Genomic DNA, 22,298 nt, shown 5'->3' on the forward strand with positions numbered 1-22,298 from the left:
CATGCCTATCCAGGTGTTACCGCCACAGCTAGCCAACCAGATTGCCGCCGGAGAAGTGGTCGAACGGCCTGCGTCGGTAGTCAAAGAGCTGGTAGAAAACAGCCTGGATGCCGGGGCAACGCGGATTGATATTGATATCGAACGCGGCGGGGCCAAACTGATCCGTATCCGTGATAACGGCTGCGGCATTGCCAAAGCCGACCTGGCCTTGGCCCTGGCGCGCCATGCCACCAGTAAAATCAGTACGCTTGACGATCTGGAGGCCATAGTCAGCCTGGGCTTTCGCGGCGAAGCGTTGGCCAGTATCAGCTCGGTGTCACGCCTGATGTTGACCTCACGCACGGCGGAACAGAGCGAAGCCTGGCAAGCCTACGCGGAAGGGCGCGATCAGGCGGTCACCGTCAAACCGGCAGCTCATCCGGTGGGCAGCACGCTCGAAGTGCTCGATCTGTTCTACAACACCCCCGCACGGCGCAAATTCATGCGCACCGAAAAAACCGAATTTGGTCATATCGACGAAGTGGTACGGCGCATTGCGCTGGCGCGTTTCGATGTGGCGATCAACCTCAGCCATAACGGCAAGCTAATGCGTCAGTACCGCGCGGCAAAAGAAGAAAGCCAGCATGAGCGGCGTCTGGCCAGCATTTGTGGCCCCGCCTTCTTGCAGCATGCGTTGGCGATTTCCTGGCAGCATGGCGATCTCAGCATCCGCGGCTGGGTGGCGGATCCGCAAGGGGCACGCCAGCTTGGCGAAATGCAGTATTGCTACGTCAACAGCCGGATGATGCGCGATCGGCTGATTAATCATGCCATTCGTCAGGCGTATCAGGATCAGTTGAAAGACGATCAACTGCCTGCCTATGTGCTGTATCTGGAAGTGGATCCGCATCAGGTGGATGTCAACGTTCATCCGGCCAAGCATGAGGTGCGTTTTCATCAGGCTCGGCTGGTACATGATTTTATCTACCAGGCGGTTACCACGGTGTTGCAGCAGGCGGGTAATGTCGCGCTGCCATTGGCTGAAGAGTCCGCTGCGCAGGAGGCTCCCGTCTGGCAGCCGGAGAACCGCGTTGCTGCCGGTGGCAACCACTTCTCCCAGCCTGCGCCACAGCGTGAACGTCAGCCTGCAGAGCCCTCCGCTGCCCGTGAACGAGCCCCGCAGCCAGCCTATCAGGCCGGTGCGGGTTACCAAAAGCGTGAAGGTGAGCTGTATGGCAAGCTGTTGCAGGCGACACCGCCAGCAGATACGGTAAAACAGCCGCTGTTCCCGCCGGTTAACGCCGTGCAGGAAACCCCGCTCGCTGGTAGTCAGCACAGTTTTGGCCGCGTTCTGATGATTTGCCCGCCGAGCTATGCGCTGGTTGAACAGCGTCAGCAGTTGGCGTTACTGAATCTGACCATGGCCGAACGTTGGCTGCGTCAGGCGCAGCTTTGCCCGCCGGAAGAGGGATTACGGCCGCAGCCGCTGCTGATCCCGATTAAGCTGACGTTGAATAAAAATGAAGCGGCCGCCTGCGTGCAACATCAGGCACTGCTGGTCAAAATGGGGTTGGAGCTGCAATCCGATCACGGTCGTGTGACGTTGCGCGCAGTACCTTTACCATTACGCCAACAAAATTTACAAAAGTTGATACCCGAGCTGTTAGGCTATCTGGCCGAACATCAGGAGATGTCGCCAACGGTGCTATCCATCTGGATCGCCAGCCAATTAGGCAGCGAACACGAAGTGTGGAACAGCTCGCAAGCGATACAATTGTTGACAGAAGTTGAACGACTTTGCCCGCAACTGGTCAAATCCCCTCCTGCCGCTCTTTTACAACCCGTTGATTTGCAGGCTGCATTGGCAGCGCTTAAGCATGACTGACATTGAAATGAACTCTCGTCCCCCAGCCATTTTTATCATGGGGCCAACGGCCTCAGGCAAAACCGCCTTGGCGATGGCGCTGCGTGAGCGCTTGCCCGTCGAACTGATCAGTGTCGATTCCGCCCTGATTTATCGCGGTATGGATATTGGAACCGCCAAGCCTTCGGCGGAAGAGCTTGCCCTGGCACCACACCGGTTGATTGATATCCGCGATCCTGCGCAAGCGTACTCGGCGGCCGATTTTCGTGCCGATGCGTTGCGGGAAATGGCTGATATTACTGCCGCCGGACGTATTCCGCTGTTGGTGGGGGGCACAATGCTTTATTTTAAGGCGTTACTGGAAGGGTTATCGCCATTACCCTCTGCCGATCCCGCAGTACGCGAGCAGATTGAGCAGCAGGCGGCGGAGCTTGGTTGGGAGGCTTTGCACCGCCAATTGCAGGCGATAGACCCGGTTGCAGCCTTACGTATTCATCCGAATGATCCACAGAGACTCTCCAGAGCACTGGAAGTTTTTTTGATTTCGGGTAAAACTTTAACTGAACTGACTAAAATTTCGGGTGAATCGTTGCCGTATCATGTTCACCAATTTGCGATAGCGCCAGTCAGCCGGGAGTTGTTGCATCAACGTATCGAGCTGCGGTTCAATCAGATGTTGGCGGCGGGTTTTGAGGCGGAAGCGCGTGCACTTTTTGCACGGGGTGATTTGCATACGGATTTGCCTTCCATTCGCTGTGTCGGTTATCGCCAGATGTGGTCATATTTTTCTGGCGAGATTAGTTACGATGAGATGGTTTTTCGAGGTATTTGCGCAACACGTCAGTTGGCCAAACGCCAGATGACCTGGTTACGGGGTTGGGAGTCGGTTCGGTGGTTGGACAGTGAAAAGCCGGGAGAGGCTTTAGACTCGGTAACACAGGTTGTTAGTGCATAGGTTGAGTGATTGTGTACAATTGATGAGTATTCAGCGCGCAAATTTTTTTAGGTCGTTTATTTTGAGCCGACAGGTTCTTGGTTAAAAACAACAAACAAATAAGGAAAAGATAGAATGGCTAAGGGGCAATCTTTGCAAGATCCGTTCCTGAACGCATTGCGTCGTGAACGTGTTCCGGTTTCTATTTATTTGGTGAATGGTATTAAGCTGCAAGGCCAGATTGAGTCTTTTGACCAGTTTGTCATCCTGTTGAAGAACACGGTGAGCCAGATGGTTTATAAGCACGCTATCTCTACCGTTGTTCCATCGCGCCCGGTATCGCACCACAGCAACACCCCGAGCAGCGGCGGCACCAGCAATTATCACCATGGTAACAACCCGTCTGCGCCGCAACAGCCGCAGCAGGAAAGCGATGACGCTGAATAAAGCGCGTTGCGAGTCAACCATGACGGGGAGCATAAGCAGCGCAGTGCTGTTTATGTCCCCCAAACTCGCGGTTTTGTTCCGTTTGAGAGGTTGCACGCTTGTTTGACCGTTATGAAGCCGGTGAGCAGGCCGTCCTGGTTCATATCTATTTCTCGCAAGACAAAGATACAGAAGATCTCAGTGAGTTCGAATCGCTGGTGTCCTCTGCGGGCGTTGAGGCTTTGCAAGTGGTTACTGGTAGCCGCAAAGCACCTCACCCAAAATACTTTGTCGGTGAAGGAAAGGCCGAAGAAATTGCAGATGCGGTGAAAGCCAGCGGCGCGTCTGTTGTCCTGTTTGATCACGCCCTTTCCGCAGCGCAGGAGAGAAATCTCGAACGCCTGTGTGAATGCCGGGTGATCGATCGCACCGGGTTGATTCTCGACATCTTTGCCCAGCGTGCCCGTACCCATGAAGGTAAGCTGCAGGTAGAGTTGGCGCAATTGCGTCATATTGCCACTCGTCTGGTTCGTGGTTGGACTCACCTTGAACGTCAGAAAGGGGGGATTGGCCTACGCGGGCCGGGGGAGACTCAGTTAGAAACTGACCGTCGTCTGCTACGCGATCGCATCAGTCTGATTCTGCGCCGCCTTGAGCGCGTAGAGAAGCAGCGCGATCAAGGGCGACGAGCGCGTACCCGTGCCGATGTGCCAACCGTATCGCTGGTGGGTTACACCAACGCAGGCAAATCAACCCTGTTTAACCGAATTACGTCTGCCGGAGTGTATGTGGCGGACCAGCTATTTGCCACCCTGGATCCTACCCTGCGGCGTATTGACGTGGCGGACGTAGGCGATACCGTGTTGGCGGATACCGTAGGCTTTATCCGGCACTTGCCGCACGATCTTGTTGCCGCGTTCAAAGCGACACTGCAAGAGACGCGCCAGGCCTCTCTGTTGTTACATGTGATCGACGCTGCGGATACCCGGGTGGATGAAAACATTGAAGCGGTGAACTCCGTGTTGGCAGAGATTGAGTCGGATGAGATCCCTACACTGTTAGTGATGAACAAAATAGATATGCTGGATGATTTTGTCCCGCGTATCGATCGCAACGAGGAAAATTTACCGATCCGAGTGTGGCTGTCCGCCGCCAGCGGTGAAGGTATCCCGTTGCTATTTCAGGCGTTGACGGAGCGCTTATCGGGGGAAATCGCGCATTTTGAGCTGCGCTTACCGCCACAGGCAGGCCGTCTTCGTAGCCGTTTCTACCAGCTTCAGGCGATCGAAAAAGAGTGGAATGAAGAGGACGGCAGTATCGGCGTGGTGGTGCGTATGCCGATCGTGGAGTGGCGTCGCCTCTGCAAGCAGGAACAGGAACTGATTAACTTTATCGTATGATCATATCCTGTTACATTTGTGTGCCCGCTCAATAGAAGAGTGGGCTAAGCATTAGCCTGAAGTACCCAATCACAGAATAATGGAGCTAAAACATGGCGTGGAATCAGCCCGGTAATAACGGACAGGACCGCGACCCGTGGGGGAGCAGCAATAATAATGGCGGCAACTCTGGCGGTAACAATAAAGGCGGTCGCGATCAAGGGCCACCGGATTTAGACGATATCTTCCGCAAGCTGAGCAAGAAATTGAGCAGCCTGACCGGCGGTGGCAAAGGTTCCAACGGCAATAACGGCGGTGGCACGGGTTCAATCGGGCCGGGCTTCAGTGGCAAGATTGTCGGCATCGCTGCGGTTGCGGTGGTGGTGATCTGGGCCGCCAGCGGTTTCTATACCATCAAAGAAGCCGAGCGTGGTGTAGTCACTCGCTTTGGTAAATTTAGCCATCTGGTGCAGCCAGGTCTGAACTGGAAACCGACGTTTATCGATCAGGTTCGCCCGGTTAACGTGGAGTCGGTCCGTGACCTGTCCGCGTCCGGTGTGATGCTGACTTCCGATGAGAACGTGGTGCGTGTCGAGATGAACGTGCAGTACCGCGTTTCCGATCCGGCAGCCTATCTGTTCAGCGTAACCGATGCCAACGACAGCCTGAGACAGGCTACAGACAGCGCATTGCGTGGTGTTATCGGTAAATACACCATGGACAAGATCCTGACCGAAGGCCGTACCATCGTCCGTAGCGACACTCAGCGTGTACTGGAAGATACCATCCGTCCGTACAAAATGGGTATCACTCTGCTGGACGTCAACTTCCAGGCTGCACGTCCGCCGGAAGAGGTGAAAGCCGCGTTTGATGATGCGATCGCCGCACGTGAGAACGAGCAGCAATCCATTCGTGAAGCAGAAGCTTACGCCAACGAAGTCCAGCCGCGTGCCAACGGTGCTGCACAGCGCCTGCTGGAAAATGCGCGCGCCTACCAGGCCCAGACCGTTCTGGAAGCCCAGGGTGAGGTTGCTCGTTTCGCCAAGCTGTTGCCGGAGTACAAAGCCGCACCGGAAATTACCCGTGAGCGTCTGTACCTCGAAACCATGGAAAAAGTGCTGAGCCACACCCGTAAGGTGTTGGTGGCAGACAATAAAGGCAATAACAATCTGATGGTGCTGCCACTGGATCAGATGCTGCGCGGTGCCGGTAAGTCGGCTACCGAAGGCAGCAAAGATGCCGGGCAGAACCTTCTCGCCCCTGCGCCAGCCTCGGCTCCTTCATCGGAGGCGAGCACCAGCAGTTCCAGCAGTGGTTCCATCATGGACCAACGCCGGGCTAATGCGCAGCGTAGCGACAACACACGCGTAGGGAGAGAATAATCAATGCGTAAGTCTTTCATAGTTATCCTCGCGGTGGTGTTGGTAGCCCTTTACGCCTCAATGTTTGTGGTTCAGGAAGGCGAGCGCGGCATCGTGCTGCGTTTCAGTAAAGTCCTGCGCGACAGCGAAAACAAACCGCTGGTTTATGCACCGGGTCTGCACTTCAAGATCCCGTTTATTGAAACCGTGAAAATGCTGGATGCTCGTATCCAGACCATGGACAACCAGGCCGATCGCTTCGTGACCAGCGAGAAGAAAGACCTGATCGTCGACTCCTATCTGAAATGGCGTATCAGTGATTTCAGCCGCTACTACCTGGCCACCGGTGGTGGTGACGTTTCTCAGGCGGAACTGCTGCTGAAACGCAAGTTCAACGACCGTCTGCGTTCCGAGATTGGCCGTTTGGACGTGCGTGATATCGTGACCGACTCCCGTGGCCGTCTGATGGCAGACGTGCGTGATGCGTTGAACACCGGTACCGTGGGTGACGGCGAAGAAGCCGCCGCTACCGAAGCCGATGACGCTATTGCTTCTGCTGCAGCCCGTGTTGAGCGTGAAACCAATGGCAAACAGCCAGCGGTTAACCCGAACAGCATGGCGGCACTGGGTATTGAAGTGGTGGACGTGCGTATCAAGCAGATCAACCTGCCTGCGGAAGTGTCCGATGCGATCTTCCAGCGTATGCGTGCAGAGCGTGAGGCGGTAGCCCGTCGTCACCGTTCACAAGGTAAGGAAGAGGCTGAGAAGCTCAAAGCCACCGCCGACTACGAAGTGACCCGTACCATCGCGGAAGCCGAGCGTCAGGCGCGTATCACCCGCGGTGCGGGCGATGCGGAAGCAGCTAAACTGTTTGCTGATGCCTTTAGTCAGGATCCGGATTTCTATGCTTTCATCCGTAGCCTGCGTGCTTATGAAACCAGCTTCGGCCCTGGCAACCAGGACGTGTTGGTGCTGAGCCCGGACAGCGATTTCTTCCGCTACATGAAGTCGCCGGTTGCTACGCGCAACAGATAACGTCAGCATGATGGCGATCCCCGATAGCTTTCAGGCCATGGTTTGAAACAGCAGGGGTAGAACCAAGGCCCGTTTAAACGCGGGCCTTTCTTTTTTTGGGGGAAGGATGAATTCGACAATCTGGCTGGCGCTTGGGTTGGTTTTGGTGCTGGAAGGGCTGGGGCCGATGTTGTTCCCACAGGCTTGGCGTAAAATGGTTCAGACAATGTCGCAACTACCCGATGCTACGCTGCGGCGTTTTGGTGGGGGATTAGTGGTTGCAGGCTGTGTGATCTACTACATGTTGCGTGCACACACGGGGGTTTAAAGTTTAGCCGAAAAAGTACGCAATCGTATGCTAAAAGTGCTGAAACTGAAGAATTAGGGTGGTAGAATCCATTTTTAAGCAACCTGGTGATTTTAAAATGGGTAAGAACGTCGTCGTACTGGGCACCCAATGGGGTGACGAAGGTAAGGGTAAGGTCGTAGACCTGCTGACTGAACGGGCTCAATATGTTGTGCGCTACCAAGGTGGCCATAACGCTGGCCACACTCTGGTTATCAACGGTGAAAAAACCGTTCTTCATTTAATTCCTTCAGGTATCCTGCGTGAAAACGTGACCAGCGTCATCGGCAACGGTGTGGTTCTGGCCCCAGACGCGTTGATGAAGGAAATGGGTGAACTCGAAGCGCGCGGCATCCCGGTACGCGAACGTCTGTTACTGTCTGAAGCCTGCCCGCTGATCCTGCCTTATCACGTCGCTCTGGATAATGCGCGTGAGAAAGCGCGTGGTGCCAAAGCCATCGGCACCACCGGCCGTGGTATCGGCCCGGCTTACGAAGACAAAGTTGCCCGTCGCGGTCTGCGCGTTGGTGACCTGTTCGATAAAGCCACCTTCGCTACCAAGCTGAAAGACATCATCGATTACCATAACTTCCAACTGGTTAACTACTACAAAGTAGAAGCCGTCGATTACCAGACCACCCTTGACTATGTGCTGTCGATTGCCGATATCCTGACCGGGATGGTAGTAGACGTCTCCGAACTGCTGGACGGTGCGCGCAAGCGTGGCGATCTGATCATGTTCGAAGGTGCACAGGGTACGCTGCTGGATATCGACCACGGTACTTATCCGTACGTGACTTCTTCCAACACCACCGCGGGTGGCGTAGCAACCGGTTCTGGCATTGGCCCACGTTACGTGGACTACGTGCTGGGCATCGTGAAAGCCTATTCTACCCGTGTAGGTGCAGGTCCGTTCCCAACCGAACTGTTCGACGAAACCGGCGAATACCTGTGCAAACAGGGTAATGAGTTTGGTGCTACCACTGGCCGTCGCCGTCGTACCGGCTGGCTGGATGCGGTTGCCGTTCGCCGTGCCGTGCAGATCAACTCCCTGTCTGGCTTCTGCCTGACCAAGCTGGACGTGCTGGACGGCCTGAAAGAAGTGAAGATCTGTGTGGGCTATCGCATGCCGGACGGCCGCGAAATGACCACCACGCCGCTGGCTGCTGAAGGTTGGGAAGGTATCGAGCCAATCTACGAAAGCATGCCGGGCTGGAGCGAAACGACGTTTGGTGTGAAAGACTACAGCAAACTGCCACAGGCAGCGCTGAACTACATCAAACGCATCGAAGAGCTGACTGATGTACCGGTAGATATCATCTCTACTGGCCCAGACCGTAGCGAAACCATGATCCTGCGCGATCCGTTCGACGCATAATCTGTTTACCTACTGTCATCAAACAAACCGGGCCAAGTCCCGGTTTGTTTGCCTCATGTATCCTCCCCGATGGCGTTTTCACCTCACAAAATCCCTTCGTTGCTCCGGTTGAGAGTCACCTATGCGCTAAATAATTAGCTGCGAACTCTCCGGCTGGTTTATCATCCAATAAGATAGTAAAGAAAATCGCCGAAAATCGGCAGATACCCAGAGGTAAACGTGCAGTTAACAAGTTTTACTGACTATGGCCTACGGGCATTGATCTACATGGCATCATTGCCTGCGGACAAAATGACCAGCATCTCTGAAGTTACGGAGGTGTACGGGGTTTCCCGTAACCATATGGTAAAAATTATCAATCAGCTGAGCCGTGAAGGCTTTGTCACCGCCGTGCGGGGTAAAAACGGCGGTATACGCTTGGGTAAACCGGCTGAAAGCATCCGTATTGGCGACGTGGTGCGGGCGCTGGAGCCGCTTTCGTTGGTTAACTGCAGCAGCGATTTTTGTCATATCACCCCAGCCTGCCGTTTGAAGCAAGTGCTCCAGCAGGCGGTAAAGAATTTCCTTGAGGAGCTGGATAGTCACACATTGGCCGACATGGTCGAAGACAATTCACCGCTCTACAAGCTTTTGCTTGTCGAATAAAGCGTTACTGAGAAGACAAGGCTCAGCGACACCCTGCTGATGACAACGGAGGAACCTCAATGTCACAAGATCCATTCCTGGAACGAGAAGCAGAAAAATATGAATCCCCAATTCCTAGCCGCGAATTTATTCTGGCCCATTTGGCGAAACGTGAAACGCCAGCCAGCCGCGAAGAGTTGGGCAATGAACTGAACTTATCCGGCGAAGAAGCGCTGGAAGCCCTGCGCCGTCGCCTGCGTGCGATGGAGCGTGATGGCCAGTTGGTCTTTACCCGCCGCCAGTGCTATGCCCTGCCGGAACGTCTGGACCTGCTGCGTGGCACGGTGATCGGCCACCGCGATGGCTTCGGCTTCTTGCGGGTTGAAGGGCGTAAAGACGACCTTTATCTCTCCGCCGAGCAAATGAAAATGGCCATCCACGGTGATGTGGTGTTGGCTCAACCGCTGGGCGAAGACCGCAAAGGCCGCCGCGAAGCGCGTATCGTGCGCGTCCTGGTGCCTAAAACCAGCCAGATTGTTGGTCGCTACTTCACCGATGCCGGTACCGGCTTCGTGGTGCCGGATGACGGCCGCCTGAGCTTCGATATTCTGATCCCTGCCGACTCGGTCAGCGGAGCGCGGATGGGCTTTATGGTGGTGGTCGAGCTGACCCAGCGCCCAACGCGCCGCACCAAAGCCGTGGGCAAAATCGTCGAGATCCTGGGCGATAAAATGGGCACCAGCATGGCGGTGGATATCGCATTGCGTACCCATGAGATCCCGCATACCTGGCCACCTCAGGTGGAGAAGCAGGTTGCCGACCTCAGTGAGCAGGTGCCGGAGGCCGCCAAGAAAGGGCGTGTGGATCTGCGTCACCTGCCGCTGGTCACCATTGATGGCGAAGATGCCCGCGATTTCGATGATGCCGTGTACTGCGAGAAGAAACGCGGTGGCGGCTGGCGCCTGTGGGTCGCGATTGCAGATGTCAGCTACTATGTGCGCCCTCGCACGGCGTTGGATGACGAAGCCCGTAGCCGTGGCACCTCAGTCTACTTCCCGTCGGAAGTGGTACCAATGCTGCCGGAAGTGCTTTCCAACGGCCTGTGCTCGCTCAACCCGCAGGTAGACCGCCTGTGTATGGTGAGTGAGATGACGATCTCCGCATCGGGCCGTCTGTCTTCGTTTAAATTCTACGAAGCGGTAATGAGCTCCCATGCGCGCTTAACCTACACTAAGGTCTGGCATATCTTGCAGGGCGATCAGGAGCTGCGCGAGCAGTATCATCCGTTGGTCAAACACCTGCAGGAGCTGCATGCGTTGTATAAAGTGCTGGATCAGGCTCGTGCCGAACGCGGTGGTATTGCCTTCGAAACCGAAGAAGCCAAGTTTATCTTCAACGCCGAGCGCCGTATTGAGCGCGTAGAGCCAACGGTACGTAATGACGCGCACAAACTGATCGAAGAGTGCATGATCATGGCGAACGTTGCGGCGGCACGCTTTGTTGAGAAGCATAACGAACCTGCGCTGTTCCGCGTGCACGATCGCCCAAGCGACGATCACATTTCCGCATTGCGCAGCGTGTTGAGCGAACTGGGCCTGACCCTGGGTGGAGGCCTGAAGCCGCAGCCAAAAGATTACGCCACTTTGATGGACGAAGTATCGGAACGCCCGGACCGCGAAATGCTGCAAACCATGCTACTGCGTTCGATGAAACAGGCGATCTACGATCCGGAAAACCGTGGTCACTTCGGCCTGGCGTTGGCCTCTTATGGTCACTTTACTTCGCCGATCCGTCGTTACCCGGATCTGTCGTTGCATCGCGCCATCAAGTACGTGCTGGCGAAAGAGCAAGGTGAACAGAAAGAGCGTTGGACGCCAACCGGAGGCTGGCACAGCGATCTGGAAGAGATGCTGCAACTGGGTATGCACTGCTCGATGACCGAGCGCCGTGCCGATGAAGCTACGCGTAACGTGGCGGACTGGCTGAAGTGCGACTTTATGCAGGATCACGTCGGTGAAGTGTTTAGCGGCGTTATTGCCAGCGTCACCGGCTTTGGTTTCTTCGTCCGCCTGAGCGATCTGTTTATCGATGGTCTGGTACACGTGTCCACGCTGGATAACGATTACTATCGCTACGATAATATCGGCCAGCGTCTGATCGGCGAATCTTCCGGCATGGTTTATCGCCTGGGGGATACGGTGGAGATCCGCGTTGAGGCCGTGCATATGGACGAACGCAAGATCGACTTCGCCCTGGTTTCCAGCACCCGCAAACCGCGTGGTGAAGGCAAAACCGAGCGCGAACGTGCCAAGAATGGCGGCCAGCGTACGCTGCGCGACGGTGCCGGAGCGGGCCGTAGTCAGGCTCAACGTAAACGCCGTGGCGGCAAGACGCCTGCCAACTTTGAGCCAGACAGCGCCTTCCGTAAAAAAGAGGGGGCCAAGGCCAAACCCGCAGACAAGGTGAAGCCAGACCCGAAGGCGAAAGCGAAAACCGATCCGAAGGCGAAAGCCAAAAAAGCGTCTGACAAAACCAAAAAGATAGCGGCCGCGACCAAAGCCAAGCGTGCCAGCAAGAAGAAAGGTGCCGAGCAGGGTTAACCTGCCGCACGTTATTATCCCCGGCCGGGCACCCCCGGCCGCACAGTTAAAAGAGCATCATGAGCGAAATTATCTACGGTATTCACGCTGTCAAAGCCCTGCTAGACAACGATCCACAACGTTTCCTGGAAGTGTTTATTCTCAAGGGGCGTGACGATCGTCGCTTGCAGCCTTTGATTGCCGAGCTGGAAGCGACCGGTATTGTGATCCAGGTGGCTAACCGCCAATGGCTGGATGAGAAGGTCGAAGGGGCCGTCCACCAGGGCATTATTGCGCGGGTGCGTGAAGGGCGGAAATATCAGGAGAACGATCTGCCTGGGCTGCTGGAAAGCGTTGAAACACCATTCCTGCTGGTGCTGGACGGCGTTACCGATCCCCATAACCTGGGGGCTTGTCTGCGTAGTGCCGATGCTGCCGGTGTCCATGCGGTGATCGTCCCACGCGATCGCTCAGCTCAACTGAACGCAACGGCGAAGAAAGTGGCCTGTGGTGCGGCCGAGAACGTCCCACTGATCACCGTCACCAACCTGGCTCGTACCCTGCGTTTGCTGCAAGAGATGAATATCTGGATCGTGGGCACGGCGGGTGAAGCCGACCACACGCTGTATCAAAGCAAAATGACCGGCCCGATGGCGCTGGTGATGGGCGCGGAAGGTGAAGGTATGCGTCGTTTGACCCGTGAACATTGCGACGAACTGATCAGCATTCCGATGGCCGGTACGGTTTCCTCGTTGAACGTCTCGGTAGCGACCGGTGTCTGTCTGTTTGAAGCGGTGCGTCAGCGCAGCTGATGATTTAATAGGGGTGAAACCTGTCACCCCTACCTCTAATCTCCTATCTTGTGATCCCGCCAGCGGCAGAAATCCGGCTAATGACCATAATTACCCCTGAAGCGTTAATCAGGGAGCAAGCTCATGGTCTGGACTACGCATACCGTCTTTAACCAACCCAAGCCCTTGGGGAACAGCAACCTTTTCCTGTCAGATACGCCGCTGCGTGAAGCGTTGCAGCGCGAGTTGGCGGGTTGGGATAGCGATGTTCTGGCCTCGCTTGGGCAACAGTTAGGCACACAGGAGTCACTGGAGTTGGGGCGGCTGGCCAATACCAACCCACCGGAGTTGCTGCGCTATGACGCCACCGGGCAACGCCTGGACGACGTGCGCTTTCATCCAGCCTGGCACATCCTGATGCAGGGGTTGGTCGCTAACCGGGTGCATAACCTGCCGTGGCAGGAAGATGCCCGCATTGGCTCCTTGGTGGCCCGTGCCGCCCGCTTTGTGTTGCATGCTCAGGTGGAGGCCGGCACGCTCTGCCCAATCACTATGACCTTTGGTGCTATCCCACTGCTACAGCGTTCCCTGCCAAAAGAATATCAATCCTGGTTATCCCCGTTACTTTCCGATCGTTATGATCCTCATCTGCTGCCCGGTGCGCAAAAGCGCGGGCTGTTGATCGGCATGGGGATGACGGAAAAGCAGGGCGGCTCGGACGTGCTGAGTAATACCACCTCCGCCGTACCGCTCGCTAGTCGAGGTAATGGTGAGGCCTATCGCCTGGTGGGCCATAAATGGTTCTTTTCGGTGCCACAAAGCGATGCCCATCTGATATTGGCACAGGCGGAGGGAGGGCTTTCCTGTTTCTTCCTGCCTCGACTCCTACCTGACGGCACGCGCAATGCCATCCGCCTGGAGAGGCTTAAAGACAAACTGGGCAACCGTTCCAATGCCAGTAGCGAAGCCGAGTTTCAGGACGCAACGGCCTGGTTATTGGGCGATGAAGGGGATGGCGTCAGGCAAATCCTCAAGATGGGGGGGATGACCCGCTTCGATTGCGCTTTGGGTAGCCATGGGCTGATGCGCCGTGGCCTTTCGGTGGCGCTGTACCATGCTCTGCAACGGCAGGCGTTTGGTAAATGCCTTATTGAACAGCCGTTGATGCGGCAGGTGTTGGCCCGTATGGCATTACGGCTTGAGGGGCATACCGCTTTGCTGCTCCGTTTGGCGCGAGCCTGGGAAAGCCGGGGGGATGAAGGCGAAGTGGTCTACAGCCGCCTACTGACCCCGGCGGCAAAATACAGTATCTGTCATCAAGGCGCGCCATTTATTGGGGAAGCCATGGAGGTGCTGGGAGGGATCGGCTATTGCGAAGACAGCGAGCTGCCGCGTCTGTATCGAGAAGCACCGGTAAACAGCATTTGGGAAGGCTCGGGCAACATCATGTGCCTGGATGTGATGCGCAGCCTGCATAAGTTGCCTGGTGCGTTAGAGTTGCTGCAGCAAGAACTGTTGCCGGTGCGCGGGCAGAACCGGTTGTTCGATCGCGCCTGGCGGCAATGGCAACAGCGTATGCGCCAGCCGCGTGAAGAAATGGGGCGCTTGTTAACCCAGCAGTTATTCGATCTGTGTTGTGCCGCCCAACTGCTGCAGCATGCCAGCCCGCCCATTGGAGAAGCCTGGTGTCACTTAACGCTGGATTATCGTGGAGATAGAGTGCTGCCTGTTGAGGTGTGCAATACGCTGCTCCAGCGGGCTATGGGGGGATAAACAGGAACTCGGGGCTTATAGCCTAGAGGGAAATGCCATCAGATAATAGGCTGATGGCATTGGATGTATAATTTCCTGCCTGATTTCAGCTCGAGTGATTAATTATAGAAATATCTCGCGTGATATTAATTTCGTGTAAGCGCCCAAGATGTATTTTGCTGTAATTTTAAGGATGATTCTCGTTAATGCATGGGATATACCCTTTTTTGGGTTCTGCTTAACTAATTGGCTGAGTGGGTAACGGGTTGTATGTTACATTTTTAATGTAATGGAGATTAAGCACGGCTCGTGAGTGCCAATCTGCGCTAATTATTTATTTGGGAAAGTCTTTTTTTATGGCGGCTTGTTCAGGTCAATCCACTGGCTTTCCTATTGTTTAAAAGGAATTAACAGCATGACATATAGTTATCATTCATCCACAACCGATTTATCGGCACGTAAAGAAAAGAGCAATTCATCTTTGCGGATGACCCTTTCGCCACTCTACTTTGCCGGGCTGCTGGCTTTTGGCTGCGTTTCCGTGGCTAATGCGGCAATCGTTGCCGATGCCGGGCAGGCCTCTAGCCCTGCGGTTAATGCCGGGGCGAATGGTTCGACCGTGGTGAATATCAACGCTGCGGGTAAAGGGGGTGTTTCACATAATATCTTCAACCAGTTCAATGTTGATAAAAACGGCGTTGTGCTGAATAACAGCGTCGACGGGGCGAATAGCCAACTGGCGGGGAGTCTTGTGGGTAATGCGAATTTAAGCGGTGGGGCAGCCTCGGTGATCCTTAATGAGGTCAACTCTAATCGGGCCAGCGTGTTAAATGGCATGGTGGAGGTTGCAGGCCAGCAGGCTCAGGTCATTATTGCCAACCCGGCAGGTATTACCTGTAGCGGATGCGGGTTTATTAATGCTGGCAGAGCAACGCTGACCACCGGTACTGCCCAGATTGTCGATGGTGCCATACAGGGATATAAAACGGAGAAGGGCAGCATTGTTATTAATGGCAATGGCCTGAACAGCGGCGACAGTAATTATACCGATCTGATTGCCCGCTCGGTGGCGATTAATGCCGGTGTCTGGGCCAAGGATTTGAAAGTGACCACTGGCCGTAATAACGTCAATGCGGACAATACCCAGGCGACTGCGCTGGCCTCGGCGTTGGGCAGACCTGGTGTCGGGATTGACGTTGCTGCTTTGGGGGGAATGTATGCCGGCAAGATCACCCTGGTGGGGACAGAAAGCGGAGTGGGCGTTCGTAATGCCGGTACCATCGCGGCTTCCACCTCAGACCTGGTGATGGACGTTAATGGTGTGCTGGATAACCGTTCAGGGACCCTATCCGCCGCACACGCCAACAAACTGAACACCGCAGGCACTATTAATAATACCAGGGGGAAAATCACCGGAGGGAACGGCGGTATCACTATCGATACTCATAAAAACCGCCTTACCAATACCAACGGCAACATAGCCGCTATCGGCTCTGTGAGCATCAATAGTGGGCAATTGAACAATACCAACGGTAGGGTGCAATCCAGTTCACAGGTCACTATCGATACCCATGGGCAGTTGCTGACCAATACTGGCCGCAATAACGATACCGGCATTTACAGCACCTTGGGTATGACCCTGAAAACGGGTCAGTTGAACAATAACAATGGCCTGATCACCACCAGTGGTAACTCCACTATCATCAGCGGTGCGCTGGATAACCGTAATGGGCAGATTTTTGCCTTTGGCTCTTCGTTGTCCGATCTGTCGATGACCGTTGGCGGCACGCTTGATAACCGTGGCGGCGAAATAGCGGCTCAACATCACGTCAATCTGTCTACCAGCAGTACGTTGAACAATAGCGCTAACGGCAAAATGAGCGCGGGTGACGATTTTAAGCTGACGACAAACAAAGCTGCGCTCAATAACACCAACGGCTTGATTGAGTCGGCTGGGGTGTTGGATATAAACAGTGGGCTACTGACCAATAGAACCGGTAGTCTGCAAGCGACCAAGATGCTGAACGTAAACACCAACGGCAGTAACCTGCTCAACGAGAGTGGGCAGATCTCTGCAATGGGGGATATCCAGCTCGCCAATATCAACGCCATGGACAACCGGGATGGCAGTGTTAGCGGTGAGGGTAAGCTGCTGCTGCGAGCAAACAGCCTGGATAACCGCACGGGTGGGTTAACCCTGGACAAGGGCAATGACGTTCGCGTCAACAATGCCCTTAATAACAACTATGGCGTGATCCGTAGCGCGCTGGGTAGCACAGAGGTGTACGCCAGCACGGTCAACAACAATGCGGGCTTGTTGGCGGGGCAGGAAGTTCATGTGCATACCGACACATTGCGCAATGACGAAGGTCTGATTTTTGCCGATAAGACGGCAGAAATAAAGGCGGTGACTCTCTATAACCGTAATGGTGAGAATTTTGGTCGAGTGATGGGCGTGCATATCGATATGCCGGAAGATACTCAGGGGGGCATTATCAGCATGGGCGATCTGAGCATGGCCGGTAACCGGGTGTATAACAGTCGGGGTCTGATTGCTGCCAGCGGCGGCAACTTGAACATGCAGTATGCTGGCAACGTGGATAACAACCGCGGCACCCTTTCAAGTGTGGCTTCTCTGTCACTGCTGGCTAACCGCCTGGATAACGGCAATGGCACGATATCTTCTACAGGTAGCAGTAGCGTAGAAGTGACTTCAGCCTTTACCAACGGCGGCTTGGTCCATGGTAAAGAAGGGCTGGGTATTCGCGTCAACGGGGCATTGACCAACAGCGGTCAATTATGGTCCGACAAGATCACCACGATCAACAGCCAGAATCTTACTAACCGGCGTGGCGCGGTGATCGGCGGCCTGGAAGGTGTGAAACTGAACCTGACGGGCAGATACACCAATAACGGTGATGTAACAGGGCCGGTAATCAAAGAGTAATCGCGAAAATCTCTTTTACGGGTGCTTATTCAGGCACCCGTTTTTACTTATCTCTCAGAGCCAGCGCTACCGATAAAGTATCGCCTGTGAATACCACTGGCCAGGCACGATGGTTTCGCTGTTCATGATGATCATGTAATAGCGTGCCCCGCTGGCGTTAGCCTTGCGCTGGATCTCGGCTTCCACGTTCATCGGGCTGCCATGCACCAGCGCGCTGATCGTTGCCATCTTCTCCAACTCGGTGGTTTGGGCACGAGTGATCTCCTGTGCCTGAGTGGTAGGCGGCGGCGGGGGCTTGGGCGTGGTTTTAAATACGCTGCATCCAGACAGCAAGCTAGACAGTAATAGGGTGATCAAGGGACGAGAAAGAGTCATGGCTGGCCTCATTACTATTTAGCATAGAGTAGAATGGGTTGAACTAAGGTTACGGGCCGATTTTTGCCATCATAGTGAAGATTAGCCACAGGGGGAATACATGATCGAGATCCATGATGAGCGGGTGGGTGACGTTGCGGTGATCCATGCGGTACCGGCCGGGCGCTATGAACAGCCGTTACCCACGATCTTTTTCTATCACGGCTATACCTCATCGAAAGAGGTGTACGCCTATTTTGCCTATGCGCTGGCCAAGGTCGGTTTCCGGGTGGTGCTGCCCGATTGTGCGATGCACGGTGAGCGGTTTGATGGTGATGAAGCACGGCGGCTGGCGCATTTCTGGGAAATCCTCAAAAGTAACGTCGATGAGTTACCCGCGCTCAAAACGCACTTTGAGCAGCGTGGGCTAATTGCCGGGGATCGCATTGGCGTGACGGGCGCTTCTATGGGGGGCATGACCACTTTGGGTGCCTTTATCCGTTACCCTTGGGTGAAAGCGGCCGCCAGCCTGATGGGGTCGGGCTACTTTACCTCGCTGGCGCAGACGCTGTATCCGCCATTGGATGCGCAGGGCCAGCCGCTGGAACCGTCCGCGCTCAAGGCACGTCTTGCACCCCTGGCCTCTTATGAGGTTGAACGGCATTGGGAGAGTTTTGCCGGGCGGCCACTGCTGTTATGGCATGGTGAAACCGATGATGTGGTGCCAGCGTTGGAGAGTGAGCGCTTGGCCGGTGAGTTACGCCAGCGCGGCCTGGATCGGAGGTTGACCTACCTCACTGAAGTGGAAGTACGCCATCGCATTACTCCTGGCGCGTTGAACGCTACCGCCGCTTTCTTCCAGGATTCACTGTAAAAAGCCCCCGAGGGAGGGGGCAAGGTATGGCTGTTACTGATTGACCGCCTCTTGGTGCGGCTGGGCTCCCTGGCGCTGCATTTTCGGTTAGCGATAAAGCTCTGCGCTGACGTGGATAGACGCGGTACTGCCTGGCTCATGTAGCGCAACAATCCGGTAAGCTGTGGCACCGCGTTGATCGGCAATCTTGTTGATTTGTGACGTCGCATCGTCGGGTGAAACCACTTCCTGAGTCAGGCTGACGAAGCCAATGCTTTGGCGTTCTGCGGCCTGGTGTGCGGTGATTTCAGTGGCGGCCATGGCGTTGGCGGAAAACAGCAACGCGATAGCGGTAGCGATGGTGATACGTTTCATAGGCACCTCTCTTAACTCTTTGCTACAGCGGCGTGTCGCTGGGTCCGCCTCCGATATACTGCCCATTAAGCAAAAAGTTATTTATCAGTATTGAATAACTGCAACCCTTTATCGCTGCGCTTTCTGCGGCGGATAATTTAACTTTAGTCCGATAGTCAGGATTAAAAAGGGGGAGATTTTGATGGCCTTATTCAAAAAAAATGATAATGATTTCCAGTGGGCTGATGATTTTGTTGCAGGATTTTTAAAACCTAGGGATCGGCATACATCGCTTTCTCTGCCAGCAAATCGTGCTATTTCTCGCGGCCTTACGCATAAACCTCAATAAATCCTACTCAGTCCTTGAGTTCCCCCCCTTGCGCCGGTATGATTACGCGTCATTTTTCAGCCGCACACATACACACGTTCCTTGCTTCCATGGGCCGCGGTTGACCCTGACAGGAGGCTGAATAATCCGTAAGGAGCAATTCGATGCGTCATTACGAAATCGTTTTTATGGTCCATCCTGACCAAAGCGAACAGGTTCCGGGCATGATCGAGCGTTACAGTGCTACCATCACTAACGCGCAAGGTCAGATTCACCGTCTGGAAGACTGGGGCCGCCGTCAACTGGCTTACCCGATCAATAAACTGCACAAAGCCCACTACGTTCTGCTGAACGTTGAAGCTCCGCAGGAAGCGATCGATGAGCTGGAAACTAACTTCCGCTTCAACGACGCCGTTATCCGTAGCATGGTTATGCGCGTTAAGCACGCGGTAACTGAAGCATCTCCGATGGTTAAAGCGAAAGACGAACGTCGTGGCGATCGCCGCGAAGACTTCGCTAACGAAACCGCAGATGATGCAGATGCTGGGGATTCTGAAGAGTAATTGCTGTCGTGACGGCTAATCGTCTGGTGTTGTCTGGCACAGTGTGCAAGACGCCGGTGCGAAAAGTGAGTCCTTCCGGGATACCCCACTGCCAGTTTGTGCTTGAGCACCGATCGTCGCAGATGGAAGCCGGATTCAGCAGGCAAGCATGGTGCCGAATGCCCGTGGTTGTCAGCGGACAACAGTCACAAGCTTTAACTCAAAGATTAACGGTCGGCAGTCAGGTTACCGTTCAAGGCTTCGTTAGCTGCCATCAAGGGCGCAACGGGCTGAACAAATTGGTCCTGCATGCCGAGCAGATTGAATTGATAGATTCTGGAGACTAGCCAAATGGCACGTTATTTCCGTCGTCGCAAGTTCTGCCGTTTCACCGCGGAAGGCGTTCAAGAGATTGACTATAAAGACATCGCTACGCTGAAAAACTACATCACTGAAAGTGGTAAAATTGTCCCGAGCCGTATCACCGGTACTCGTGCAAAATATCAGCGCCAGCTGGCCCGTGCTATCAAGCGCGCGCGCTACCTGTCTTTGTTGCCGTACACTGATCGTCATCAGTAATCGGCCACTGTCCATTAACGACTTTGAGAGGATAAGGTAATGCAAGTTATTCTGCTTGATAAAGTAGCAAACCTGGGCAGCCTGGGTGATCAGGTTAACGTTAAAGCGGGTTATGCCCGTAACTTCCTGGTACCACAGGGCAAAGCTGTTCCTGCTACCAAGAAAAACGTAGAGTTCTTCGAAGCACGCCGTGCTGAACTGGAAGCCAAACTGGCTGACGTTCTGGCTGCTGCTGAAGCTCGCGCAACCAAGATCAACGAACTGGGTTCAGTCACCATCGCGTCTAAATCAGGCGACGAAGGTAAACTGTTCGGCTCTATCGGCACCCGCGACATCGCTGACGCAGTGACTGCGGCAGGCGTTGAAGTTGCCAAGAGCGAAGTTCGTCTGCCGAACGGCGTTCTGCGTACCACTGGTGAGCACGAAGTGCACTTCCAGGTACACAGCGACGTGTTCGCACAGCTGAATGTAGTTGTGGTTGCTGAAGCTTAATCGGCTTTAGTACACCAAGTTAAAACGCCAGCCTAGTGCTGGCGTTTTGCTTTTCAGCGCCGGGTAAAACGCGCTACTCTGAGGCCATCTGTTGGCAAGGAGAGGCGAAAATGGCAGAAATTATCTTACAGCGAGTCTACGATTTCAGCGGCCCGGCACCGGAGCACTGCTATCTGACCGACCGGCTATGGCCGCGCGGTGTGAGTAAGGAGAGATTGCAGGGCGTCATCTGGCTTAAGCAGGTGGCACCGGATACGGCGTTACGCCAGTGGTTTCATCAGCATACCGACCAGTGGGATGAGTTTGTTGCGCTTTATCGCCAACAACTGGTCGCCAATGAGGCCTGGCAGCCGCTGGTGGCGTTGTTAAAGCAAGGTGAGCCGTTGACCCTGCTGTATGGCAGTAAGGACACACAGCACAACCAGGGGGTTGTACTGCGTGATTTTCTGCTGGATCAGCTTAAAGATTAGCGAACACGCAGGTAGCTGCCATCGCTCTGGCGACGGAACAGGGCTTCACTGTTATCCACGGTGGTGACGGAGAGCGCGGTGATCACGCCGTTAGCATTACGTTCAATACGCACTTCTTGCCCGGCCTTCAGATTGCTGAGCGGCTTATCGTTCCCCTCAACCCGCGCCATAGCAAACACCTCGTTCACCGGCAGGTTGTTGTCACGGAACAGCTGCGCCAGAGTTTGGCCAGCCTGGATCTGATAACGCTGCCAGTTATCACTTTCGCCTGCCGTTTGCTGACTATCGTTTTGCAATTGAGCCTGCAAAGGGATCTGGTTTTCCTGGCTGGTGACCGGGAACGGGCGCGCGTTATCGTCGGAATACGGCCAAAGCAGCGACAGCAGCAGGATAGCACCAAAAATAATCACCCAACGGCGGTGAAAATAGGGCAGCGGTTCCATCCAGTGGAGGCTGTCCGGCAGGTGCCATACTTTCAGCAGCAATGCTTTCAGCCTTTGCCCCTTACCGCTCTGTTGCGGCGGTGGTGAGTCCGGCTCATCGGTGGTTGCTGGCGTTTCCGGTGCCGGGCCAGGCTTCAGGCGTTGGCTCAGGTTCAGCCAGGTGCGCAGCAATGGCTGGTAGACACGGGTGGTTTTCCTTCTCCTGGGCGCGATTCTGCCCATGGTGACCTCTCTTCAACTGCGTAAATTTGTCACTTTACAAAAAGTGTATCGCTGACCCCAGTATACCCTATGGTTTCAAACCACAGTGCACTTGTGCACCTTGAGGGCCGAATAGTCTCTGTACTGCGCCACTTCGGTGCCGGCCTTGAGCCATACCGGGTCTATATCGCTAACTGTTTGAAACGATTGGTAGCCGAGAGAATAATGACACCAAACGTTAACAGCAGGTTATTGTTTCTTTTTCTACGACAAAAGTCATCATTCTCCACACAAGATTTTACCCGGCT

23 protein-coding genes are annotated in these 22,298 nt (G+C 54.7%); 20 read left to right on the forward strand and 3 right to left on the reverse strand.

Translation table 11 applies throughout. The annotated features are described in order from the left end of the window. The first annotated feature begins 1 nt into the window (after window position 1). From mutL to KGP16_RS02390, 13 genes are all read left to right on the forward strand, one after another. Window positions 2–1,864, forward strand: a complete 1,863-nt coding sequence (mutL, locus tag KGP16_RS02330; RefSeq protein ID WP_094982809.1) for a DNA mismatch repair endonuclease MutL — start codon at window positions 2–4, stop codon at window positions 1,862–1,864. Then, window positions 1,857–2,798, forward strand: coding sequence for a tRNA (adenosine(37)-N6)-dimethylallyltransferase MiaA (gene miaA, locus KGP16_RS02335; protein WP_223500767.1), 942 nt, complete (start codon window positions 1,857–1,859; stop codon window positions 2,796–2,798). Before mutL ends, miaA begins: the two co-directional genes overlap by 8 nt. 114 nt (window positions 2,799–2,912) lie before the next feature. Then, window positions 2,913–3,224 (forward strand): RNA chaperone Hfq, encoded by a 312-nt coding sequence (hfq, locus tag KGP16_RS02340; protein ID WP_021179001.1) that lies wholly within the window; start codon window positions 2,913–2,915, stop codon window positions 3,222–3,224. Between the two features lie 98 nt (window positions 3,225–3,322). Beyond that, the gene (gene hflX / locus KGP16_RS02345) at window positions 3,323–4,603 is read left to right on the forward strand and encodes a ribosome rescue GTPase HflX (RefSeq protein ID WP_021807555.1); all 1,281 of its coding nucleotides are present in this window, start codon (window positions 3,323–3,325) and stop codon (window positions 4,601–4,603) included. 92 nt (window positions 4,604–4,695) lie between these two features. Then, entirely contained in the window at window positions 4,696–5,964 is a 1,269-nt protein-coding gene (gene hflK / locus KGP16_RS02350; protein ID WP_059199522.1) for an FtsH protease activity modulator HflK, read from the forward strand. A gap of 3 nt (window positions 5,965–5,967) precedes the next feature. Then, window positions 5,968–6,978: a protease modulator HflC gene (hflC, locus tag KGP16_RS02355; protein WP_021807553.1), complete on the forward strand. Its 1,011-nt coding sequence runs from the start codon at window positions 5,968–5,970 to the stop codon at window positions 6,976–6,978. Between the two features lie 106 nt (window positions 6,979–7,084). Then, the gene (locus tag KGP16_RS02360; RefSeq protein ID WP_021179005.1) at window positions 7,085–7,285 is read left to right on the forward strand and encodes a DUF2065 domain-containing protein; all 201 of its coding nucleotides are present in this window, start codon (window positions 7,085–7,087) and stop codon (window positions 7,283–7,285) included. 97 nt (window positions 7,286–7,382) lie between these two features. After that, window positions 7,383–8,681, forward strand: coding sequence for an adenylosuccinate synthase (locus tag KGP16_RS02365; protein ID WP_218519951.1), 1,299 nt, complete (start codon window positions 7,383–7,385; stop codon window positions 8,679–8,681). 219 nt (window positions 8,682–8,900) lie between these two features. Beyond that, entirely contained in the window at window positions 8,901–9,326 is a 426-nt protein-coding gene (nsrR, locus tag KGP16_RS02370) for a nitric oxide-sensing transcriptional repressor NsrR (RefSeq protein ID WP_024483339.1), read from the forward strand. Between the two features lie 59 nt (window positions 9,327–9,385). Next, window positions 9,386–11,905 (forward strand): ribonuclease R, encoded by a 2,520-nt coding sequence (gene rnr / locus KGP16_RS02375; RefSeq protein ID WP_021807551.1) that lies wholly within the window; start codon window positions 9,386–9,388, stop codon window positions 11,903–11,905. Window positions 11,906–11,964: 59 nt separating this feature from the next. Then, window positions 11,965–12,696 carry a 23S rRNA (guanosine(2251)-2'-O)-methyltransferase RlmB gene (gene rlmB, locus KGP16_RS02380; RefSeq protein ID WP_021179009.1) on the forward strand — a complete coding sequence of 244 codons (732 nt, stop codon included), beginning with the start codon at window positions 11,965–11,967 and terminating at the stop codon, window positions 12,694–12,696. 123 nt (window positions 12,697–12,819) lie between these two features. Beyond that, window positions 12,820–14,448: an isovaleryl-CoA dehydrogenase gene (locus tag KGP16_RS02385; RefSeq protein WP_223500768.1), complete on the forward strand. Its 1,629-nt coding sequence runs from the start codon at window positions 12,820–12,822 to the stop codon at window positions 14,446–14,448. Window positions 14,449–14,842: 394 nt separating this feature from the next. After that, window positions 14,843–17,374 (forward strand): filamentous hemagglutinin N-terminal domain-containing protein, encoded by a 2,532-nt coding sequence (locus tag KGP16_RS02390; protein ID WP_223500770.1) that lies wholly within the window; start codon window positions 14,843–14,845, stop codon window positions 17,372–17,374. 66 nt (window positions 17,375–17,440) lie between these two features. Here KGP16_RS02390 and bsmA read toward each other — a convergent pair whose 3' ends face one another. Further along, complete coding sequence (gene bsmA, locus KGP16_RS02395) at window positions 17,441–17,749, reverse strand: biofilm peroxide resistance protein BsmA (RefSeq protein WP_223500772.1); 309 nt, start codon at window positions 17,747–17,749, stop codon at window positions 17,441–17,443. Between the two features lie 100 nt (window positions 17,750–17,849). Here bsmA and yjfP point away from each other — a divergent pair, with 100 nt between their 5' ends. Further along, window positions 17,850–18,602 carry an esterase gene (yjfP, locus tag KGP16_RS02400; RefSeq protein ID WP_223500773.1) on the forward strand — a complete coding sequence of 251 codons (753 nt, stop codon included), beginning with the start codon at window positions 17,850–17,852 and terminating at the stop codon, window positions 18,600–18,602. An 87-nt stretch (window positions 18,603–18,689) separates the two neighbouring features. Here the strand turns inward: yjfP and KGP16_RS02405 are convergent, their stop codons facing one another. Continuing rightward, window positions 18,690–18,956 (reverse strand): DUF1471 domain-containing protein, encoded by a 267-nt coding sequence (locus tag KGP16_RS02405; protein ID WP_071682913.1) that lies wholly within the window; start codon window positions 18,954–18,956, stop codon window positions 18,690–18,692. 181 nt (window positions 18,957–19,137) lie between these two features. Between KGP16_RS02405 and KGP16_RS02410 the strand changes: the two genes are divergently transcribed. The 6 genes from KGP16_RS02410 to KGP16_RS02435 all read left to right on the forward strand — a co-directional run bounded on the left by KGP16_RS02410 (window position 19,138) and on the right by KGP16_RS02435 (window position 21,346). Next, the gene (locus tag KGP16_RS02410; RefSeq protein ID WP_218519946.1) at window positions 19,138–19,284 is read left to right on the forward strand and encodes a hypothetical protein; all 147 of its coding nucleotides are present in this window, start codon (window positions 19,138–19,140) and stop codon (window positions 19,282–19,284) included. A gap of 143 nt (window positions 19,285–19,427) precedes the next feature. Further along, window positions 19,428–19,826, forward strand: coding sequence for a 30S ribosomal protein S6 (rpsF, locus tag KGP16_RS02415; protein WP_004933634.1), 399 nt, complete (start codon window positions 19,428–19,430; stop codon window positions 19,824–19,826). Window positions 19,827–19,834: 8 nt separating this feature from the next. Beyond that, window positions 19,835–20,152, forward strand: a complete 318-nt coding sequence (gene priB, locus KGP16_RS02420) for a primosomal replication protein N (RefSeq protein ID WP_065684090.1) — start codon at window positions 19,835–19,837, stop codon at window positions 20,150–20,152. A gap of 4 nt (window positions 20,153–20,156) precedes the next feature. After that, window positions 20,157–20,384 (forward strand): 30S ribosomal protein S18, encoded by a 228-nt coding sequence (gene rpsR, locus KGP16_RS02425; protein WP_000135199.1) that lies wholly within the window; start codon window positions 20,157–20,159, stop codon window positions 20,382–20,384. Window positions 20,385–20,423: 39 nt separating this feature from the next. Further along, window positions 20,424–20,876, forward strand: coding sequence for a 50S ribosomal protein L9 (rplI, locus tag KGP16_RS02430; RefSeq protein ID WP_004933629.1), 453 nt, complete (start codon window positions 20,424–20,426; stop codon window positions 20,874–20,876). 110 nt (window positions 20,877–20,986) lie between these two features. Beyond that, on the forward strand, window positions 20,987–21,346 hold the full coding sequence (locus KGP16_RS02435; RefSeq protein WP_021807544.1) for a DUF488 domain-containing protein: 360 nt from the start codon (window positions 20,987–20,989) through the stop codon (window positions 21,344–21,346). Here the strand turns inward: KGP16_RS02435 and KGP16_RS02440 are convergent. Next, window positions 21,343–22,011 carry an OapA family protein gene (locus KGP16_RS02440; RefSeq protein ID WP_037376533.1) on the reverse strand — a complete coding sequence of 223 codons (669 nt, stop codon included), beginning with the start codon at window positions 22,009–22,011 and terminating at the stop codon, window positions 21,343–21,345. The two genes, KGP16_RS02435 and KGP16_RS02440, sit on opposite strands and share 4 nt — an antisense overlap. Window positions 22,012–22,298: the final 287 nt, after the last annotated feature.

Origin of the sequence: Serratia sp. JSRIV006 (assembly GCF_019968685.1) — a bacterium.
In the GTDB taxonomy this organism is placed as follows: domain Bacteria; phylum Pseudomonadota; class Gammaproteobacteria; order Enterobacterales; family Enterobacteriaceae; genus Chania; species Chania fonticola_B.

What these genes read in the sequence shown, in the direction of transcription:
- yjfP (WP_223500773.1), top strand. Translation starts at nt 17,850, where the DNA reads ATGATCGAGATCCATGATGAGCGGGTGGGTGACGTTGCGGTGATCCAT.
- KGP16_RS02410 (WP_218519946.1), top strand. Translation starts at nt 19,138, where the DNA reads ATGGCCTTATTCAAAAAAAATGATAATGATTTCCAGTGGGCTGATGAT.
- rnr (WP_021807551.1), top strand. Translation starts at nt 9,386, where the DNA reads ATGTCACAAGATCCATTCCTGGAACGAGAAGCAGAAAAATATGAATCC.
- rlmB (WP_021179009.1), top strand. Translation starts at nt 11,965, where the DNA reads ATGAGCGAAATTATCTACGGTATTCACGCTGTCAAAGCCCTGCTAGAC.
- KGP16_RS02390 (WP_223500770.1), top strand. Translation starts at nt 14,843, where the DNA reads ATGACATATAGTTATCATTCATCCACAACCGATTTATCGGCACGTAAA.
- hfq (WP_021179001.1), top strand. Translation starts at nt 2,913, where the DNA reads ATGGCTAAGGGGCAATCTTTGCAAGATCCGTTCCTGAACGCATTGCGT.
- KGP16_RS02440 (WP_037376533.1), bottom strand. Translation starts at nt 22,011, where the DNA reads ATGGGCAGAATCGCGCCCAGGAGAAGGAAAACCACCCGTGTCTACCAG.
- rpsF (WP_004933634.1), top strand. Translation starts at nt 19,428, where the DNA reads ATGCGTCATTACGAAATCGTTTTTATGGTCCATCCTGACCAAAGCGAA.
- KGP16_RS02405 (WP_071682913.1), bottom strand. Translation starts at nt 18,956, where the DNA reads ATGAAACGTATCACCATCGCTACCGCTATCGCGTTGCTGTTTTCCGCC.
- hflC (WP_021807553.1), top strand. Translation starts at nt 5,968, where the DNA reads ATGCGTAAGTCTTTCATAGTTATCCTCGCGGTGGTGTTGGTAGCCCTT.
- KGP16_RS02360 (WP_021179005.1), top strand. Translation starts at nt 7,085, where the DNA reads ATGAATTCGACAATCTGGCTGGCGCTTGGGTTGGTTTTGGTGCTGGAA.
- KGP16_RS02365 (WP_218519951.1), top strand. Translation starts at nt 7,383, where the DNA reads ATGGGTAAGAACGTCGTCGTACTGGGCACCCAATGGGGTGACGAAGGT.
- KGP16_RS02435 (WP_021807544.1), top strand. Translation starts at nt 20,987, where the DNA reads ATGGCAGAAATTATCTTACAGCGAGTCTACGATTTCAGCGGCCCGGCA.
- rpsR (WP_000135199.1), top strand. Translation starts at nt 20,157, where the DNA reads ATGGCACGTTATTTCCGTCGTCGCAAGTTCTGCCGTTTCACCGCGGAA.
- mutL (WP_094982809.1), top strand. Translation starts at nt 2, where the DNA reads ATGCCTATCCAGGTGTTACCGCCACAGCTAGCCAACCAGATTGCCGCC.
- hflK (WP_059199522.1), top strand. Translation starts at nt 4,696, where the DNA reads ATGGCGTGGAATCAGCCCGGTAATAACGGACAGGACCGCGACCCGTGG.
- bsmA (WP_223500772.1), bottom strand. Translation starts at nt 17,749, where the DNA reads ATGACTCTTTCTCGTCCCTTGATCACCCTATTACTGTCTAGCTTGCTG.
- rplI (WP_004933629.1), top strand. Translation starts at nt 20,424, where the DNA reads ATGCAAGTTATTCTGCTTGATAAAGTAGCAAACCTGGGCAGCCTGGGT.
- miaA (WP_223500767.1), top strand. Translation starts at nt 1,857, where the DNA reads ATGACTGACATTGAAATGAACTCTCGTCCCCCAGCCATTTTTATCATG.
- KGP16_RS02385 (WP_223500768.1), top strand. Translation starts at nt 12,820, where the DNA reads ATGGTCTGGACTACGCATACCGTCTTTAACCAACCCAAGCCCTTGGGG.